Source organism: Paraburkholderia sp. BGA-UO-ETr-F21, assembly GCF_059567925.1.
The window spans coordinates 50933-69287 of sequence record NZ_JCAQOY010000036.1; the positions used below are offsets into that span (position 1 = coordinate 50933).

Annotated in this window: 16 protein-coding genes; 9 read left to right on the forward strand and 7 right to left on the reverse strand. The window is 63.6% G+C overall.

Translation table 11 applies throughout. The features are described from left to right. Window positions 1-18: 18 nt before the first annotated feature. The gene (locus tag AC57B1_RS21350) at window positions 19-264 is read right to left on the reverse strand and encodes a DUF6723 family protein (RefSeq protein WP_091808250.1); all 246 of its coding nucleotides are present in this window, start codon (window positions 262-264) and stop codon (window positions 19-21) included. A 207-nt stretch (window positions 265-471) separates the two neighbouring features. Here AC57B1_RS21350 and AC57B1_RS21355 point away from each other — a divergent pair, with 207 nt between their 5' ends. Together AC57B1_RS21355 and AC57B1_RS21360 are read left to right on the forward strand one after the other, a co-directional pair. After that, window positions 472-705: a hypothetical protein gene (locus tag AC57B1_RS21355; protein WP_408345990.1), complete on the forward strand. Its 234-nt coding sequence runs from the start codon at window positions 472-474 to the stop codon at window positions 703-705. 79 nt (window positions 706-784) lie between these two features. After that, window positions 785-3148, forward strand: a complete 2364-nt coding sequence (locus AC57B1_RS21360; RefSeq protein ID WP_408345993.1) for an FdhF/YdeP family oxidoreductase — start codon at window positions 785-787, stop codon at window positions 3146-3148. A gap of 21 nt (window positions 3149-3169) precedes the next feature. Here the strand turns inward: AC57B1_RS21360 and AC57B1_RS21365 are convergent, their stop codons facing one another. Continuing rightward, window positions 3170-4276, reverse strand: a complete 1107-nt coding sequence (locus AC57B1_RS21365) for a porin (protein ID WP_494410813.1) — start codon at window positions 4274-4276, stop codon at window positions 3170-3172. 181 nt (window positions 4277-4457) lie between these two features. Between AC57B1_RS21365 and AC57B1_RS21370 the strand changes: the two genes are divergently transcribed. Together AC57B1_RS21370 and AC57B1_RS21375 are read left to right on the forward strand one after the other, a co-directional pair. Then, window positions 4458-5687: an AAA family ATPase gene (locus tag AC57B1_RS21370; protein WP_496418574.1), complete on the forward strand. Its 1230-nt coding sequence runs from the start codon at window positions 4458-4460 to the stop codon at window positions 5685-5687. Window positions 5688-5692: 5 nt separating this feature from the next. Then, window positions 5693-7447, forward strand: coding sequence for a cobaltochelatase CobT-related protein (locus tag AC57B1_RS21375; RefSeq protein WP_496418840.1), 1755 nt, complete (start codon window positions 5693-5695; stop codon window positions 7445-7447). 18 nt (window positions 7448-7465) lie between these two features. On the opposite strand, the gene AC57B1_RS21380 is transcribed toward AC57B1_RS21375, so the two are convergent. From AC57B1_RS21380 to AC57B1_RS21390, 3 genes are all read right to left on the reverse strand, one after another. Continuing rightward, window positions 7466-8326: an MBL fold metallo-hydrolase gene (locus tag AC57B1_RS21380; protein ID WP_496418575.1), complete on the reverse strand. Its 861-nt coding sequence runs from the start codon at window positions 8324-8326 to the stop codon at window positions 7466-7468. 17 nt (window positions 8327-8343) lie between these two features. Continuing rightward, window positions 8344-9177 carry a class II glutamine amidotransferase gene (locus tag AC57B1_RS21385; RefSeq protein WP_091808237.1) on the reverse strand — a complete coding sequence of 278 codons (834 nt, stop codon included), beginning with the start codon at window positions 9175-9177 and terminating at the stop codon, window positions 8344-8346. Window positions 9178-9247: 70 nt separating this feature from the next. After that, window positions 9248-9925 (reverse strand): MarC family protein, encoded by a 678-nt coding sequence (locus tag AC57B1_RS21390; protein WP_091809292.1) that lies wholly within the window; start codon window positions 9923-9925, stop codon window positions 9248-9250. 359 nt (window positions 9926-10284) lie between these two features. On the opposite strand from AC57B1_RS21390, the gene AC57B1_RS21395 reads away from it, so the two are divergent. From AC57B1_RS21395 to AC57B1_RS21415, 5 genes are all read left to right on the forward strand, one after another. Beyond that, on the forward strand, window positions 10285-10500 hold the full coding sequence (locus AC57B1_RS21395) for a DUF3311 domain-containing protein (protein ID WP_408346009.1): 216 nt from the start codon (window positions 10285-10287) through the stop codon (window positions 10498-10500). Beyond that, window positions 10497-11969 carry a sodium:solute symporter family protein gene (locus AC57B1_RS21400; RefSeq protein ID WP_091808232.1) on the forward strand — a complete coding sequence of 491 codons (1473 nt, stop codon included), beginning with the start codon at window positions 10497-10499 and terminating at the stop codon, window positions 11967-11969. The genes AC57B1_RS21395 and AC57B1_RS21400 overlap by 4 nt, the downstream gene beginning before the upstream one ends. Window positions 11970-12284: 315 nt before the next feature. Continuing rightward, complete coding sequence (gene glgA, locus AC57B1_RS21405; RefSeq protein ID WP_496418576.1) at window positions 12285-13874, forward strand: glycogen synthase GlgA; 1590 nt, start codon at window positions 12285-12287, stop codon at window positions 13872-13874. A gap of 126 nt (window positions 13875-14000) precedes the next feature. Continuing rightward, on the forward strand, window positions 14001-14444 hold the full coding sequence (locus AC57B1_RS21410; protein ID WP_496418577.1) for a VOC family protein: 444 nt from the start codon (window positions 14001-14003) through the stop codon (window positions 14442-14444). Window positions 14445-14639: 195 nt separating this feature from the next. Further along, on the forward strand, window positions 14640-16064 hold the full coding sequence (locus tag AC57B1_RS21415) for a DUF1254 domain-containing protein (RefSeq protein WP_496418578.1): 1425 nt from the start codon (window positions 14640-14642) through the stop codon (window positions 16062-16064). A 134-nt stretch (window positions 16065-16198) separates the two neighbouring features. Here AC57B1_RS21415 and AC57B1_RS21420 read toward each other — a convergent pair whose 3' ends face one another. Together AC57B1_RS21420 and AC57B1_RS21425 are read right to left on the reverse strand one after the other, a co-directional pair. Continuing rightward, on the reverse strand, window positions 16199-17077 hold the full coding sequence (locus tag AC57B1_RS21420) for a phytochelatin synthase family protein (RefSeq protein ID WP_496418579.1): 879 nt from the start codon (window positions 17075-17077) through the stop codon (window positions 16199-16201). Between the two features lie 231 nt (window positions 17078-17308). Further along, on the reverse strand, window positions 17309-18346 hold the full coding sequence (locus AC57B1_RS21425; RefSeq protein WP_496418580.1) for a GGDEF domain-containing protein: 1038 nt from the start codon (window positions 18344-18346) through the stop codon (window positions 17309-17311). Between the last annotated feature and the right edge of the window lie 9 nt (window positions 18347-18355).

An 18355-nucleotide genomic window follows, 5' to 3' on the forward strand; every position in this document is an offset into this window, starting at 1 on the left:
GCGCTCACGCCGCCCCCGTCACTTTTCAGGAGCCGCGCGATCCGCGGCGACAATCTCCCGGCCATAGTCGATCGCGGCGCGCCGCGCCTCGTCGGCGGTCGCGTATGGCCCGATCTCCGGCGCGCCGTCGAATGGAAACAGGATTTTTCTGTCCGCCTTTCTGACGACCTTCAGTCCACCTACGTAACGGCCATCGCCTGTTCCGTGATAGCTGGCGTAAATCTCGAAGTCGTCGTCAGCCACGTCGGCCTTATGTCGCGCCATTTGTCTTTCCCTTATCCCTGCACTTCAGTGCGTCGTGTTCGCTGTGATATGTCGGCGCGAGTCGCCGCTGAGCACCGCGCGCATGCCTTGACCGAGCAATAGCCGTTCCACACGATCAGCGCCGTAAATTTCGGGAACCCGGGCGAGTGGCATGCGGATTGCAAACGGCGGTTTGCGAAAATCAGGCGCACCATCATGGAGATAACAATGATTCTGTTCAGCACACGACGCAGACCGACCTTGCATCTGCATACGCCGACGCCACCCGCGGTGGATCCCGATGTCCCGCTCCCCACCAGCGATCCCGACCCGTCGCCGCCGCCCGACGATGTGCCGCCGAACGATCCGACACGTGCGCCCGAAGGCGATCCGCCAGTCAAACCGCCGCCGGTCGCCACCACCTTCTTCCAGCCTCGGAAGATCGTTGTAAGCACAAGTTAATTCACTGGTCCGGTAATTGCGGACCTCCTCCTGCGAGCCGGTCGTCGAGGAGCGGCCACCTACGCCGAGGAGGCCCAGCATGAGTACGGATGAGATCGCCGGAACAGCACCCGACAACACGGCAGCGGATTCCACGCCCGACAGCGCGCCGATCAAGGAATACCGCAACGCGGCGGGCGGCTGGGGCTCGGTGAAAGCGGTCGCGTCGATTCTCGTTCAGGAACATGTCACGCTGAACGGGAGTCGCATCCTGGCGCAACAAAACAAGGCCGACGGATTCGCGTGCGTGAGCTGCTCATGGGCCAAGCCGGCGGACCCGCACCTGTTCGAGTTCTGCGAAAACGGCGCGAAGGCGACCGCGTGGGAAATTACCAGCAAACGCGTCGAAGCCGACTTTTTCGCCACGCATACATTGAACGAACTGCGCGCATGGAGCAGTCTCGAACTCGAATCGCGCGGGCGGTTGACCGCGCCGATGCGTTGGGATGCCGCAAGCGACCGCTACGTGCAGACCACCTGGGAACACGCGTTCGCCGAGATCGCGAGGGAACTGCAAGCCATTCATCCGAACGAGGCCGTGTTTTATGCATCCGGCCGCGCATCGCTGGAAACGTCCTACATGTATGCGTTGCTTGCCCGGCTCTACGGCACCAACAACTTGCCCGACAGCTCGAACATGTGTCACGAAAGCACCTCGGTCGGCTTGCCGAAAACGATCGGCGTGCCGGTCGGGACCGTGCAGCTCGAAGACTTCACCCACACCGACTGCATGCTGTTCTTCGGCCACAACACCGGCACCAACGCACCGCGCATGTTGCATCAACTGCAGGACGCGCGCAAACGCGGCGTGGAGATCATCACCTTCAATCCACTGAAGGAGCGCGGGCTGGTTAGTTTTGCGAACCCGCAGTCGCCGCTCGACATGCTGACCCCGGCCGACACGCAGATCAGCACGCAATACCATCAGGTCAAGATCGGCGGCGACGCGGCGGCAATTGCCGGACTGTGCAAGCTGCTGATCGAATGGGACGACGACGCGCAACGCAACGCGGCGCCACGCGTTCTCGACGCGGCGTTCATTGCCGAACACACACTCGGTTTCGAAGCCTTCGCCGACGCCATGCGCGCGACCTCATGGGAAGAGATCGAGCAGCGCTCGCAACTCAGCCGCGCCGCGCTCGAAAGCGTGGCGCGTGTTTACGCGCAGGCGAATGCGTCGATGGTCTTATACGGCATGGGCATCACGCAACACCGCAACGGCGTGCATAACGTGCAGATGTTGTCGAACTTGCTGCTTTTACGCGGCAATATCGGCCGGCCCGGCGCCGGCATCTGTCCGATTCGCGGCCACTCGAACGTGCAGGGACAGCGCACGGTCGGCATCACGGAGAAGCCTGAACTCGCGCCGCTCGACACACTGAAGGACCTGTATGGCTTCGAGCCGCCGCGCGACAAAGGCATGAGCACCGTCGAAGCCTGTCGCGGCGTGCTCGACGGCAAGGTCAAAGCCTTTCTCGGCTTAGGGGGCAATTTCCAGGTCGCGATTCCCGATCATCATGTCATGGACCCCGCCTGGCAACGGCTGCGGCTCACGGTGCAGATCGCCACCAAACTGAATCGCAGCCATCTGTTGCATGGCGAGGTCGCCTATCTGCTGCCGTGTCTCGGGCGCATCGAGATCGACCGCCAGGCGAGCGGCGAGCAATGGGTCAGCGTGGAAGACAGCACGGCCTGCGTACACGGTTCGCATGGAATGGCCGAGCCGGCCGGCGACATGTTGCTGTCCGAGCCGGCGATTGTCGCGGGCCTCGCCAAGGCGCTGTTGCCGCGCAATCCGAAGCTCGACTGGGATGCGTGGGTAGATGACTATGCACTGGTGCGCGAGGCGATCGAGCGTACCTATCCGGATCAGTTCAAGGGCTTCAATCAGCGCTTCAGGCAGCCAGGCGGGTTTCATCGGCCTCTTGCGGCGTGCGAGCGCAAATGGAACACGGAAAACGGCAAGGCCAACTTCATCGTGCCCGATACGCTCGACGAAGACGCGGATATGCCGTCGCGCGGCCCCGACGTGCTGCGCCTGATGACGACCCGCGGCGACAGCCAGTTCAACACGACCGTGTACGGTCTCGACGACCGCTTCCGCGGCGTGCAAGGCAGCCGTGAGGTGTTGCTCATGCATCAGGACGACATGACACGGCTCGGCTTTGCGGAAGGGGAATCGGTATGTATCTCCACCGACTCGAACGACGGCATCTCGCGCGAGATCGACGGCATGTACGTCCATGCTTTCGACATTCCGCGTGGCTGCATCATGGGCTATTACCCGGAATGCAACCGCTTGATTCCGCTCTCGCATCATGCGAAAACGAGTCAGGTGCCGGCTTCCAAGTCGATCCCGGTGCGGCTGCGCAAATCCACCCTCGTGACCGAAGCCGCCGCCTGACGCGGCGCAAGCAGACAGACCTCAGAACTGATGCAGCATCCCGACATAAGCGCCGGTTTGCGATTCGCCGACGAGCGGACTCGTGTTGCCAACCGCATCGCGAGGCGAAGCTTCGAGCGAAAAATTCGAGTTGCTGCCGTTATGCACGTAACCCACCGTTCCGTACAGGAAGGTGCGCTTCGACAGGTTGTAGGTGGTGCCGAGCACGTACATCATCGCGTGGCCGGACGGATCGTGCGCGGCGTCGCCCGATCCGTCGCCGACCTTCACGTAGAATCCCCCCGCCGTCACGGCCCAGCGCGGCTGGAAGGTGTAAGTGGCGCCGAGCCAGTAGTGGTCCGCGGTGTCCGCCACGCCGGCCGGCGAATCGGGCGCTGAGTAATGCGTGTAGGCGCCCTGCAGTTTCAGCGAGTCGAGGCGCACGTTCGCGCCCACGAAATATTCGCGCGACGCCTGGAAGATGTTGCTGAAGTGGCCGTTGACGTCACGCAGTTCGTCGTAGATGCCGCGCACGTCGAAGAGCGGCGAGTGGTACGTCAGCATGATGCCGTCCGAGCGGCCGAACTCGCCCACCGCGCCGCTATTGAACGCGCCTGGCTGGTTGCCGAACGCATATTGCGCCTGCACGTCGAAACCCCAGAACACCGGGCTGTGATACTCGACGTTGTTGCTCGTCTGCTGCCAGTTGCGCCCGCGCACGAGCGAGGCCGACGAAAACGCCTGCTGCACGAACGGGTCGAATTCCCACACGCCGTCGCTGTCGATAAACAGATTACGGCCGGCCTGCAACGTGCCCCACTGTTCGCTCTTCAAACCCGCGAACGCGCGCCGTGACCAGAGCCGCCCGCCGCTTGTCGTACCGTTCATGACCTGCAAGCCGGTTTCGAGGTTGAAGATCGCATTCAGGCCGCCGCCCAGGCCTTCATTGCCTTTGAGGCCGAGCATACTGGTGCCCCAATCGCCTCCTTCCGCGCTCCAGCGGCTTGAACTGCCGCCCGCGCCGTTGTTGATGTGATTCAGATATTCGAGGCCCGCGTCGAGGCGGCCATATAGCGTCACACTCGTTTGGCCATATGCCAGCGGACTTGCCACGGCCAGCGCAGCCATGAGTTTTGTATGTAGTCTCATTGTTCTGCCTTCGATTTGTTCTTTCGCGATGTGGGGCAAAGCGGACTGCGAATGTTTCGAAACTGCCGGCCAGCCCGGAATGCAATTGGCAGTTCGAAAGCCGCTCAAGATAAGATAGTCGGTCATTCGGCGTCAGCCAAATCGCAACGCACTATTCGTCATTGACTATTCAACCTTTGCCATGAACGCGCCCGAACTGACCGAAGACGAAAATCTTGGCCTCTACCAACGCGCAACGGAAGACGGCGCGGAATGGTGGCGCGTCAGTGTGGCAGACCGGCCGGAAACCTATCGCCTCGAACATGGCGTGGACAACGGCGGCGAGCCTGGCGCGGTCGATATCGATCTCGTTGTCGATGCGGAAAATCTGCGCGCGAAGCTCAAGAAATGGCGCCGCGAAGGCTTCGCGATCGACACGGACAATGCCGCAAGCGAGCAATCCGCGGCCGGGCGCGTCGCCTTTATGCCGGAATTGCAGCGCGCCGCGGCACAGACCGCGGCGGCAAAACATCGGCAGGTGGAAGGTAACGGCGAGACCGTGCGCATCGGTCATGTGGATGTGCGCTGCGGCGTGGGCAATCCGCTCGTGCCGCGCCTGAACCCGGCCTATCTGTTCTCCGAGCGCTTTAACGACATTGTCGAGGACATCGTCGAGAACCGGCGCGTGATGCTGATCGGCCATACCGGCGCGGGCAAGACCAGCCTGATCGAACAGGTCGCGGCGCGTTCGCATCATGGCGTGTTGCGCTCCAATATGAACGGGCAGACCACCGTCGGCGACTTTGTCGGTTTCTGGACGGTCAAGGGCGGTGAGACGATCTGGGTGGACGGCGTGCTGCCCACGGCCATGCGCGAAGGGCTCTGGCTGATCGTCGACGAAATCGATTTTGCCGAGCCGTCCATTCTCGCCGCCCTCACCGCCGTGCTCGAACCGCACGGCCGCCTCGTGCTGAAGGAGAAAGGCAACGAGATCGTCGCGCCACATCCGGGCTTCCGGCTGTTCGCCACGGCGAATGCGGTCGGCGCAATGAGTCAGTTCCGGCATCTGTATCAGGGCGCCAATCTGATGAACGAGGCGTTTCTGGATCGCTGGCGCGTCTATCTACTCGACTATCTGTCACCCGCGGAAGAAGCCGATGTGCTGATGGCCACGCTCGCCCCGCACATGACGCGCGCGCTCGCCACCACGCTTGCCGCGATCGCCGCCGACTGCCGCGCGGCGTTCGCCCGCGAAGACCTGTCGAGTGCGTTCTCCACCCGGCGACTGCTCGACTGGGCCGAACTGATGCTGCGCACGGGCGACCCCGAACGCGCAGCCGGCCCGGCAATTTATGCGAAGGTGAGCCCGGAAGACGCCGCGTTGATTCGCGGCATCATCCGTCATCACATCGCGCCGGCCACCGACGCTTGAACACCATGCACGCCACGCGCAATCCGCGCGACACGCGCGGCTTCGCATTCGAATCCACACTCAGCAAGGTCGCCCGCGTGCTGACCGGGCAGTACGGCGTGACGGTCGCGTTCAGTCCGGACGGTCCGCGCGTCGAGCCCGGCCGGATCGTGATTCCCGACTACGAGTTGAATGGCGAGGTCGAGCGCGATGTGCTGATCGGCTATCTCGACCTGCTGGTCGCGCGCGCCAAGCATGCGTCGCTCGCGCAACTCGACGCGCTGCCCGCGGGCATCGCCGCGACTCTCGCGCAAGTTGTCGAATACCGCCGCGTGTGCGGGCAATTGCTCGACGAATATCCGGGCGCGCGCTGGTTCATCGGCAAGTTGCGCCTGCATGCCGCCGAGCGCGTGCGGCAACGCTGGCCAAAGCTGCATTGGCGCGACCGGCTGGTCTGGCTGGTGGAGCGTGCGTTGTGGGACGAGCCGCCCACGCGGAACGAAGCGAGCCAGTCGCTGCTCGCCGCCTTGCATGCCGCGCAGGACTTGCTCGATGAGGCGCGCGCGAGCCGTTCGACCGCGCAGAGCATCGCTGCGGCGCAGGCGCTCGTGGCGCGCGTGCGCGCGCTGTCGGCAGGCGAGGCGAACAGCATGGCGTTCACCGCGGATCCGCTCGAAGACATCGATACGGAAACGGCCGCGTCGTCGTCCGCACCGCGCGACGATGACGAAACCACGCGGCCCGATCAGAACAGCGCGACCTCGCCGCCGTCCGATAGAAGCAGTGGCGCGCAGGCGGACAACGCGGTCGGCATGGGTCAATCGCTCGCGGACGCGCAGCAGCCCTCCGAGCGTTCCGAAGGCGAAGCAGCCGGCTCGATAGCGGACGCGTCACGAGCCCGGCTGTCGATTCCGCTCGCCACCGAATTCGACGATATCCGCGATCTCACGGGCCAGGGCGACAGCGCCGCGTGGCGCGAACTACGCACGCAAGCGCGCGCGGACACCGCGCCGCTCAAGGAAAAGCTCGAACGCGCGCTGAGCGCCGACGAACGCACGCGCTGGCGCCGCGAGCAGGAGCGCGGCGAGATCGATCGCACCGCATTGGCGAAGCTCGCGACCTCGCCCGGCTACCGCACGCCGTTTCGCACGCAGCGGCCCGCCAAAGGACGCGACGTGGCCGTGACGCTGCTGATCGACCGCAGCGGTTCGATGGCCGGGCGCAAGATCGAACTCGCGCGCCAGTGCGCGGCCGCCTTGTGCGATGCACTGACGCAGTTATCGTTCGACTGCGAAGTACTCGGCTATTGTTCGGTCGAATCCGCGCCGATGAAGCAGCTCTATGAGCGGCAGCGTGCAACCGGCGCGGACCTACGGCGCTATAACCGTTTCGTCGAACGGCTCGATCTGAAAGTCTATAAACGCTTCGGCGCGACCGATATGAGCGGGATCGCCGCCATCGACTGCGGGCACGAGAATCCGGACGGCGAGGCGCTGGCCTGGGCCGCGACACGGCTTGCCGATCACCAGGCCGAACGGCGCATTCTGATGGTGTTTTCCGATGGCTACCCGTCCACCGGCGACGGCGATCCGCGGGTGTTGCGCAGCGATTTGCGCGAGCGCGTCGCGGCCATCGGCAAGCGCGGTATCGAACTGGTCGGAATCGGCGTGCTGACCGACGCGGTCGAGGACTTCTATCCGCACAACGTGGTGGTGAGCCGCCTTGCCGAACTGCCCGCGACGGTGTTCTCCGTACTCAGTGCGATGCTGCTCACGCGGTAACGCCGGCGCCCACGCGGCTCAAAACGCGTTCAGTGGAATCTTCAGGTAGCGCACGCCGTTGTCTTCCGGCTCCGGCAACCTGCCCGCGCGGATATTGACCTGGATGGCCGGCAGAATGAGCGTCGGCATGCCGAGCGTGCGATCGCGTGCGGTGCGCATCGCCACGAACTCCGCCGCGCTCACGCCGTCGTGCAAATGAATATTGCCGTGCCGCTGTGCAGCCACCGTGGTCTGCCATTGCGGCCCGCGTGACGGCGGCGGATAGTCGTGACACATGCACAGCCGCGTGTCAGGCGGCAGCGCGAGCAGCCTGCGCACGGACTCGTACAGTGTATGGGCATCGCCGCCGGGAAAGTCGCAGCGCGCCGAGCCGACGTCCGGCATGAACAGCGTGTCGCCCACGAACACGGCATCGCCGATCCGGTACGCCATGTCCGCCGGCGTATGGCCCGGCACATGCAACGCCTCCCCGCTCAACTCGCCGATGTTGAACGTCTCGCCCGGCTGGAACAGATGGTCGAACTGGCGGCCGTCGGCAGGCACGTCCTCGCCGAGATTGAAGATGCGCCGGAATGTGCTCTGCACGATCCGAATGCTCTCGCCAATGGCAATCTTGCCGCCCAGAGCTTCCTTCAGATACTGCGCGGCCGACAGGTGATCGGCATGCGCGTGCGTTTCGAGCAGCCACTGCACACGCAGCCCATGCGCGTTGACGAATGCGACGACGCGCTCCGCCGACTCCGTCGACGTGCCGCCCGACTTCGGATCGTAGTCGAGCACCGGATCGATCACCGCGCACGCCGAGCCTTCGGACGCGTAGACGACATAGGTGAAAGTGCCGGTGGTGGCATCGTAAAACGCTTCTATCTGAGGTGTCATGGTCGGCTCCTCGACGCTCACGCCGCTTGCGGCTTGAACGGATACTGTTCGATCTGGCCGCCGCGCGCCACCACCACCGTGCTTTCGGGAATCTCTTCCCACCAGCCCGGCAAGTCCGCGAGCGGTTCGGACAACACCAGAAACGCATTCGCGCCGACCGCCGCAATGCGCGGATCGTCCGGATACAGCTCGTGCAGATGACGGAACGAGGTGCTGTGAAAAAGCGAGCGTGACTGCCTTTCGCTCGAATAGCGCACCGCTACGATCTGCTCGCCGTCGGTGACGCACACCGTCATGTTCAGCGGTTCATCCACGCCGTGCTCGCGGCCGGTTTGCTCGACGAAGGCCACCATCCGCTCTAGCGCGGTGACCGGCGCCAGTTCCAGACCGAAGGTCAGCGCGAGGAAAAACATCACCTCGGAATCGGTCGAACCTTCGATTGACGGAAACAGATCGGGGTCGATCTTCACCATCAGATCGCGGCGCACGGCCGGATAGTTGCGGATCAGGCCATTGTGTGCGAAGAGCCACCGGCCGTGTCGGAATGGATGACAGTTGGTTTCCTGCGAAGGCGTATCGGTTGCCGAACGCACATGCGCGACGAACAGCGGTGCGCGGATCGCCCGCGCGGCTTCGCGCAGATTGCGATCGCTCCACGCCGGCTGGATGCAGCGGTAGCGAAACGGAATATCCGTCGGATCGCCGTACCAGCCGATGCCGAAGCCGTCGCCATTGGTCGTGGTGTAGCCAAGCCGCGAATGCAGGCTCTGGTCGATCAAGGAATGTTTGGCGTTGAACAGCACCGTTTCCAGTTGAAGCGGGTTGCCCGTATAGGCGAGCCAACGGCACATGGAGTGTTCTCCTGTCGGGTGCGTGAGCGCCCCCGGTGCCGGATGGAACAGCAGGCCGCCGGGGATGCGTCTATTTGACCACCGGCTGCAGGGTCGCAATCGGAATCAGGAATTCGGAGAAGCCGGTCAGCATGATCTGCACGCCGATGCACAGCAGCAAAAAGGAAGATACACGCATGGCGACCTTGGTGCCTTCCACGCCGAGATACTTGGCGAAAATCACCGCGCGGCTATAGACCAGATACACCGTGACGGCCACCGCGAGCGAGATCACGACCGACGCAATGCTCGAAATCACGAACTCCGAGAGCTTATGCGTGCGGTTCGCGGTTAGCGCAATGGCGGTGGCGATCGAGCCCGGCCCGGTGGTCAACGGAATGGTAAAGGGGAAAAACGCCTTCGACATTGCGTTGTCCGCGTCCACCCGTTTGACTGCCGGCTGCTCGCCTGGTTGCGTGTCGGGCGCGTTGAGCATCTGCCAGCCGCCCACGGCGACGGCGAGGCCGCCACCAATGCGCAGCGCCTGCATGGAGATGCCGAAGAAATGCAGGATCGGCGTTCCGATGAAGAACGCCACCAGCAGCACACACACCACGTTGATGGCGATCTTGCGGGCCAGCAACGTGCGCTCTTCCGTGCTCAACGAAGCAGTCCGGTCGAGGAAGACGAAAGCAATGCCGATCGGATTGATGATGCTGATCAGCCCGGTAAAGCCAAACAGAATGTCCGGGATCAGACTTTCGACCATATGCGTTTCCGTGTCGAGCGGCGGCTCGGGTAGCTCGACTGTGTACCCGGCGCGCCGCGCCATGTTGATGAAACCGGAGTCTCTCCGGCGATTCCGATGACGCTTGCGTTGCGTGGCGAGATCATATCGCGGCGCGCCAACCAGAATCGTAAAAAAGCCTGGCGCCTGAGCGTGTGCCGCGCCGCGCCGCGCCTGCCGCCTTGCAACGCAGCAACCGGAACCCATGAAGGTGCGCCCGCAACTTTCAGAAAGCCTACACTTTTTTGACCTGCTTTACGCGACCAAAGCATCCGGCATACAGTCCCCAGCGAAGCCGCACTTTCAACGAGACGTACTTACCAGTTCGAGGAGTTGCCCCCATGTTGCTTCGTGTACTCGCCGCGCTGCCGTTCATCGGCATTCTGCTCGGCGTCCCGTTTGTGAATCGTGTCGAGCCGCTGATGCTCGGCATGCCATTCGTGCTGGCCTGGATCGTCATGTGGGTGGTGCTCAGTTCGATCATCATGGCGATCGTCTACCGTCTGGACCCCTCCAACCGTCAGCTCGCCGTGGATGGCGAGGAGGCTAGCTCATGAGCGCACTCATCATCATTGCGGCGATTACGCTGTTTGCGCTTTACCTGGGCGTGCGCGCCAAGCGCGGCCACGACATGAGTCTCGAACAATGGACCGTGGGCGGCCGCAGCTTCGGCACCGCCTTCGTGTTCCTGCTGATGGCAGGGGAAATCTATACGACCTTCACCTTCCTCGGCGGCAGTGGCTTTGCTTATGGCAAGGGCGCGCCGGTCTATTACATTCTGGCCTACGGCACGCTCGCGTACATCCTTTCGTACTGGATGCTGCCGCCCATCTGGCGTTATGCGAAAAAACACCGGCTCGTCTCGCAACCGCACTTCTTCACGCGCAAATACGAAAGCCCGGCGCTCGGCACGCTGGTCGCATTGGTCGGCGTCGCTGCGCTGATTCCCTACCTCGTGCTGCAACTGAAGGGGCTCGGCATTATCGTTGCAACGGCCTCGTACGGCGCGATTTCGTCGACGGCGGCCGTGTGGATCGGCGCGTGCGTCGTGACCGCTTATGTGATCGTTTCGGGCGTGCGCGGTTCGGCGTGGAATTCGGTGGTGAAGGATCTGCTGATTCTGGCGATCGTGCTGTTCCTCGGCATCTATTTGCCGCTGCACTATTACGGCGGCTTCGGCGAGATGTTCCACGCGATCGACGCCGCGCGCCCCGGCTTCCTGACCTTCCCGGCCAAGGGTTCGAGCGTGACGTGGTTCCAGTCGACGGTGCTGCTCACAGCGCTCGGCTTCTTCATGTGGCCGCATACGTTCGGTTCGATCTTCACCGCGAAGGACGAACGCATCTTCCGCCGTAACGCGATGGTCCTGCCGCTGTACCAGCTGATTCTGCTGTTCGTGTTCTTCGTGGGCTTTGCGGCGACGCTGAAGGTGCCGGGTCTGAAGGGCGGGGACATCGACCTGTCGTTGTTCCGCCTGTCGTTGCAGACCTTCGACCCGTGGTTCGTCGGCGTGATCGGCGCAGCCGGGATTCTGACCGCGCTGGTGCCCGGCTCGATGATCCTCACCTCCGCGTCCACGCTGCTCGCCAACGACGTGTATCGCGGCATGGTGAACCGCAACGCGTCGGACGCCACGGTGGCGACGCTCGCGCGTGTGCTCGTGCCGGTCGTGGCGCTGGTGGCGGTCGGCTTCACGCTGCAAGGCGGCGAAACCATCGTGGCGTTGCTGCTCATGGGTTACAGCTTCGTGACCCAGCTCTTCCCTGCGGTGATCTGCAGCCTGCGTCCGCATAACCGCGCGACCAAACAGGGCGCGTTTTGCGGGATTCTGGCGGGCGTGGCGGTGGTGGCCGTGACGACGACCATGCACCTGAGCGTCGGTCAGTTGATGCCGTTCCTGCCCGACGCGTTGAAGGACGTCAATATCGGGTTCCTCGCGCTGGCGGTGAATATCATCGTGTTCGCGGCGGTGAGCGCGATGACGCAGCCGCGGCCGGTCGAGCAGACCCACGCGCCGGTGCATTAAGACTTTTTCCGGCAGTTGTCGAAAGGGGCTGTCGCTTCGGCGACAGCCCCTTTTCATTTCAAGCCCCGCGCCTGCGTCGAGAAACAGAAAGTCAAATCTACACACGAATGAAGAAAACGCATCGCCGTGCGGCGCACGGTCAAGACATTTAAATAGGCGCCCGCAGCCAAAAAGCCGCTTGTCCGCACTGCAACACAAACCTTGCGCGCCGCCACAATAACGACCCAAACATCAGGCACACCCCTTGCTGAAAGGACAGCTCAACGCATCTCACCGCACTGTGCAAGTGCACAAATCCCGTCCTTGGGGGCCGCTTTGCCGCTCAACGTTCTTCTCGTCGCTTCCGAAGCCCTGCCGCTCGCCAAGTCCGGCGGACTCGGCGACATGGTCAGCGCATACGCCGCCGCCCTGCGCGATGCCGGCGTCGATGTCTCGATCCTGATGCCCGCCTATCCGGCCGCGCTCGAACGCGCCGTCGAGGTCGCGCCGGTCGCGCGCATGATAGGCCTGCCCGGCGGCGACGCACGGCTCCTGCGCGGCCAGATGCCCGACACCGGCATACCGGTGCTGCTTCTGCAGATGGATCACCTGTTCGCGCGCGAAGGCCTGTACCGCGATCCGCAGGGGCGCGACTACCTGGACAACCTGACCCGCTTCGCCTCGCTCGCGGCAGCGGCCGCGCGGGTGGCGCGCGGCGTGCGCAACGTGAAGCGCCCCGACATCGTGCACGCGCACGATTGGCATGCAGGACTCACGCCGCTCTACCTGCGGCTCGCGGGCGTTGCCGCGAAAAGCGTGTTCACGATTCACAACCTCGCGTTCCAGGGCAACCATCCGCTCGCCATGGGCGGCTGGATCGGCGTGCCGCCCGAATTGCTGGCGCCCGCGCTGTCGGACGAACGCAGCATCGAGTTCTACGGCTCGCTCAGCATGATGAAAGCCGGCATTGTGCATGCCGATCGCGTCACCACCGTGAGCCGCCGCTATGCACGCGAAATCCTGACGCCGCGTTTCGGCCACGGCATGGAAGGCGTATTGCAGGCGCAGGCCGGCAAGCTGTCGGGCATCGTCAACGGCATCGACACCACGGTCTGGAATCCCGCCACCGACAAGCTCATCGCCCGCCCCTATTCCGTCGACGACACCGCCGGCAAGCAGGCCTGCAAGCGTGAACTGCAGCAGGCCTTCGGTCTCACGCGCGATCCGTTCGCGCCGCTGGTCGCGATCGGCAGCCGGCTTACCGAACAGAAGCTCGCCGATGTCGTCGTGCATACGCTGCCGGCGCTGCTCGAACGGCATCCGCGCTTGCAGTTCGCGATTCTCGGTCAGGGCGAGCATGGTATTGAACAGGCACTGCAGGACATCGCGGCGGCATGGCCGGGGCGCGTCGGCGTGCAGATCGGCTATGACGAGCGGCGCGCGCACATGCTGCATGCGGGCGCGGACATTCTGCTGCATGGCAGCCGCTTCGAACCCTGCGGACTCACGCAACTCTACGCGATGCGCTATGGCACGATTCCGGTGGCGTCGCGTGTCGGCGGCCTGGCCGATACCATCGTCGATTATCTGCCGTACGATCCCCGCGGCGACAGCAAGGCAACCGGCTTCCTGTTCGACGGCGAAGGCCCGGACGACGTCATGCATGCACTGGGCCGCGCGCTGTCCGCGTTCGTTGAGCCATCGTCGTGGCACGTGTTGCAGCGTAACGCGATGAGCCGCGACTTCGGTTGGGACACGTCGACTTCGAACTATCTCGCGCTGTACGCGGATCTGGTGGATGCACGTCCGGCGCTGCGCGATACTCGGATTCGCAAGACTGCGGTTCGGGCTCGGGCGGCCGCCGCTGCGGGTGGCCGCAGGGAAGACTTCAATGCGGGCCTCGGCGAGATGGCGCGCAGCGCGTAGTGGCGTGATGGGGGATTCGTAATCAAGTTTCGTAATCGGTTTGAGGCACCCGGCTAAGGTTATCGGCTACGCGCCGCAACTGACACGTTATGCTATGCGGCCCGCCCATGTTTCGTGGAGTCGCCGATGCATTCGCCCGTTCTCCGGGTCGCCCGCCCCACCAACGATCTGCATAAGGTCACCGATTTCTACACCCGCGGGCTGGGCTTCGAAGTCCTCGCGCGCTTCGAGAATCACGCGGGCTTCGATGGCGTCATCGTGGGACGGCGAGGCTGCCCCTGGCACATCGAGTTCACGCATCAACACGGCGTGACCGTGGACCGGGCGCCGACCACCGAGCACCTTCTCGTGCTCTATCTGCCTGAGCGCGATGCATGGTGTGCGGCCGTCGAACGGCTCGAAGCGCTCGGCGCAATGGCCTGCGAATCTGAGAATCCCTATTGGGACCGTCAAGGCAAAACTTTCGAAGATCCGGATGGCTATCGGATCGTTTTACAGAACAGTTCATGGATCGACACGTCACCGGCTTCTTCTGCGCATACGGACGATTCGCCACGCATGACGTCATGACGCGCGGGCCTTTCGCGCTCCCACACTTTGTCCACCCCGCCTGCCGAAAGCCGCTTGACAGCTTGCCCCGGCATTAGGCAAGCTGCGGCGTGCAGAACGTCTGCACTGCGAGTCCGGTTTACTGTTGCCTCTGTTGTCCCGCGCTGTCCGAATGATCACGCTGCCGTCTTGCACGGCGCATTCGCAAGGGTCGCAATGTACAGAACACGAACTATCGCTGCCGCGCTATTGGCCATCGCCCTCGCCGCCTGCCAGACGGCGCCTACCAACGACTTCGCCAGAGCCCCTGTCGCCCCGGTCACCGCCAGTAGTACCGACATCCGCTCGATCGCCAAAGACGCCTATCTCTACGGCACGCCAATGGTCGATTCATACGGCATCATGTATGCGTTCTCGGTGGACTCCACCAACCCGCAATACAAAGGCCCGTTCAATTCCATCCTGAACATCTCGCGCGTTTTCACGCCGGACGACACCGCCTTCGTCACGCCCAACTCCGATACACCCTACTCGTTCGCCGGCCTCGACCTGCGCGCGGAACCGGTGGTGATCACCATCCCGCCGATGGACCCGAAGCGCTACTTCGTGTTCCAGTTGATGGACCTCTACACCTTCAACTTCGCGTATATCGGCAGCCGCACGACGGGCAACAACGGCGGCACGTTCCTGATCGCGGGACCACGCTGGAACGGGCAGACGCCCAATGGCATCACGCAGGTCATCCGTTCCGAGACCGATCTCGTGAACGTGGTCGGGCGCACGCAATTGTTCAATCCGGACGACCTCGACAACGTCAAGCAGATTCAGGCGGGCTACAAGGTGCAAACGCTGTCGGCGTTCACCGGCAGCAAACCCGCACCCACCGCGCCGCCAGTGCAGTGGATCAAGCCGATCGCACCGGCCACCGCGCGGACATCGCTCGAGTTCTTCAATGAACTTGCCTTCGTGCTGCAGTTCGCGCCGGTCAATCCGGACGAAGCGGGGCTGCGCAGCCGCTTTGCACAGATCGGCGTCGTGCCCGGCAAACGGTTCGATGTCAACGCGCTCTCCCCCGAGCAGAAAGCGGCCTTTCAGGCCGGCATGCAGGATGGTCAGAAGGCGATCGACGACAAGCGCGCTTCACTCGGCGGCAAGACCGACACGCTATTCGGCTCGCGCGAGTATCTGAAGAACGACTACGTGGCGCGCGCCACCGGCACCCAGGTCGGCATCGGCGCGAACTCGCGCGAGGAGGCGTTGTATCCGGTGCTCGACAAGGATTCGGCCGGCCAGCCCCTCGACGGCAGTCAGCGTCGCTACGTGCTGCGGTTTCCGAAGGGACAATTGCCGCCAGTGAATGCGTTCTGGTCGGTGACCATGTACGCGCTGCCCAGTCAGTTGCTCGTGAAGAATCCGATCGATCGCTATCTGATCAATTCGCCCATGCTGCCGCAACTCAGGAAGGATCGCGATGGCGGCCTGACGATCTATATTCAGGCGAAGTCGCCGGGCAAGGGCAAAGAGGCCAACTGGCTGCCGGCGCCGGATGGGCCGTTCATGATCACCATGCGCTTCTACTGGCCCAAACCGGCGCTGCTGGACGGCAAGTGGAAGACACCGGTGGTGAAGCGGGTGAAATAGGTTTGGCGCGTGTGTAATGCGTGCTGCGTGCTGCTTGCTGTCTAATGCCGGTGCCAGTTGCCTGGTGCGAGCCATGAATGGCTCGCACTGAACGCGTCACGTCGAAGTCTTCTCGATGCATCGGCAACCCGCTTCTAATTCTGCCGCTTGCCGATAATCACGATGCCGCGCGACAGTCCGCTCACGCTATCCACCGCCAGCGCCGCTGCGTACAACTGCGCGACCGGCACCCAGACGGCCGGATATTTGTAACGCGCCACATCGAGCAGCAACGCGCTGTCGCTCGCCGAGTCGTAAGCGCCGAGCGGCGACCAGTGTCCGCCACCCGCTTCGCCGATTTCCATGCGCCGGAAATTCAACAGCACGAAGCGGTCGTTGTGCGCCGTGGTCGCGCGCACGATATCGCGGAACTGGCCGAGCGACAGGTCCGCGGCGTGATATTTCCTGACCGCCACCGGAAATGCAGTGAGGGCCGTGCCGAGCTGGTCGAGCGTCATGCCCTCTCTCGACACCTGCGCGGCGTTGGCGACCTGCGGATCGATTGCGCGGAAAAAATCGTCCTGCGAGAAGAACGGAAAATCCGGGTATTGCGTCGTCTCGGGCCGGCGGATGCCCAATGCGTTGAGCGCCATGACCGACGTGGCCACGGAGCAATAGGCTTCGTTACGCTGGGTTTCGAAATACTGCGAGAGCGGCCAGTATGACTGGTTGGACGCTGCACCCGTCAATCGTTTCTGACCGGCCGGCTGCGCCAGCACAACGAGGTTTGGCGGGACCGGCAGCGACCCTGCGGTGGTGCGGGCTGTAGCCTGAGCGCCGGCCTGAGCGCCGGCCTGATTGCCGGGCTGTGCGGCCGGTTGAATGACAGCCGGTTGGGCGACGGATTGAGCGACGGGTTGAACAGGCGCGGGAGGCACCGGCGCGCAGGCAGCCAAGGCCGCGACCAGAATGGCGACGCCCCACTCCGGCTGCTTCAAGCGCCTTACGGCGCGCATCATCGAATATCTGGACATGGATCTTTCCGCTGGGACCGAATTCGCATCGACCACGATCGCGCCGGCGCATGAATCATGCATACGTCGTCGAGCCTCGTTTTTGTAACACGAAACAAAGCTGAGCGTGCGCGAGGTCATCGCGTAGGGGTATTCGAATGCCGGGGCGGAAAGTGAAGCCGAAGAGGCACAACCCTGCTCCGCACCGAGGATGCGCACACGCAAACATGCACACACGCGCCGAGTGTGCGCTCAGTCAGCTTTCGCTGTGAATGCGTAACCGTTTTTGCCGCTGCGCTTGACGCGGTACATCGCCTCGTCCGCCGCGGCCACGAGACGCTGGTAATCGCCGACGAGGTCGGGAAAGCTGGCAATGCCGATACTCGCGCGCACCAGCCCGAGTCCCATCTGCTCATCGGTCGCCACCACGCACGCAATCAGCCGACGTGCGACTTCGGCCAGTTCGTCGGCCGTTGAGAATTCGTGTATCAGTACCGCGAATTCGTCGCCGCCAATGCGCGCGACAACATCGCGTTTGCGCACCGACTCGCGAAAACGCCGCGATACCGCGATCAGGAATTCGTCGCCGGCACGGTGGCCATGCGAGTCGTTGACCTGCTTGAAACCATCCAGATCCACATACAGCACGGCGATTTTGCGAGGCGCCGGCCCTGGCTGCGGGTTCGCCGCTGCATCGTCGAGCACGGCGAACAGCTGGCGCCGGTTCGGCAGCGTGGTGAGCGGATCGTGCAACGCGGCGTACTCGAATTCGTACGACTGGCCCACCAGTTGACGATTGCGTTTGGCGTACATGCCGAGCGCGGTGAGCAACAAACAGAACAGCAGCGCAGCCAGCGCGATCAGCACGTTCGCGACGTGGGCGACGCGCAGGCGTATGTCCGCGCCATCGGCATCGCGCTGTGCCCGCCAATGCGCGGAGACCGTGGCCAGCAGCGCCTCGGTCTCGCTCAGACTGGCGTCAGCCATCAACGCCGAGCCGGGCATGTGCGGCGCAGCAGACGGGCTGGCGTTCACCAATGCCGCGAGCGCCCCGAGGCGATCGGCGAGTTCGGCACGTGCCTGCCGGTAACCCTGCGCTTGCGCCTCGCGATCACCGGGGCGTTGCCGCCATACGTCCACCATGGCACGCGCACTGTCCGCGCGGCCTGCCGCTTCGAGCACGAGCCCGGCGTATTCCTGTTTCAACTGATCGGAAAAGATCGTTCTGATCTGCGAGGCGAGATACAGAAGACCAGCCAGCAGACAGACCAGCGAGGCGCCGGCCAACATGGCGGGCGC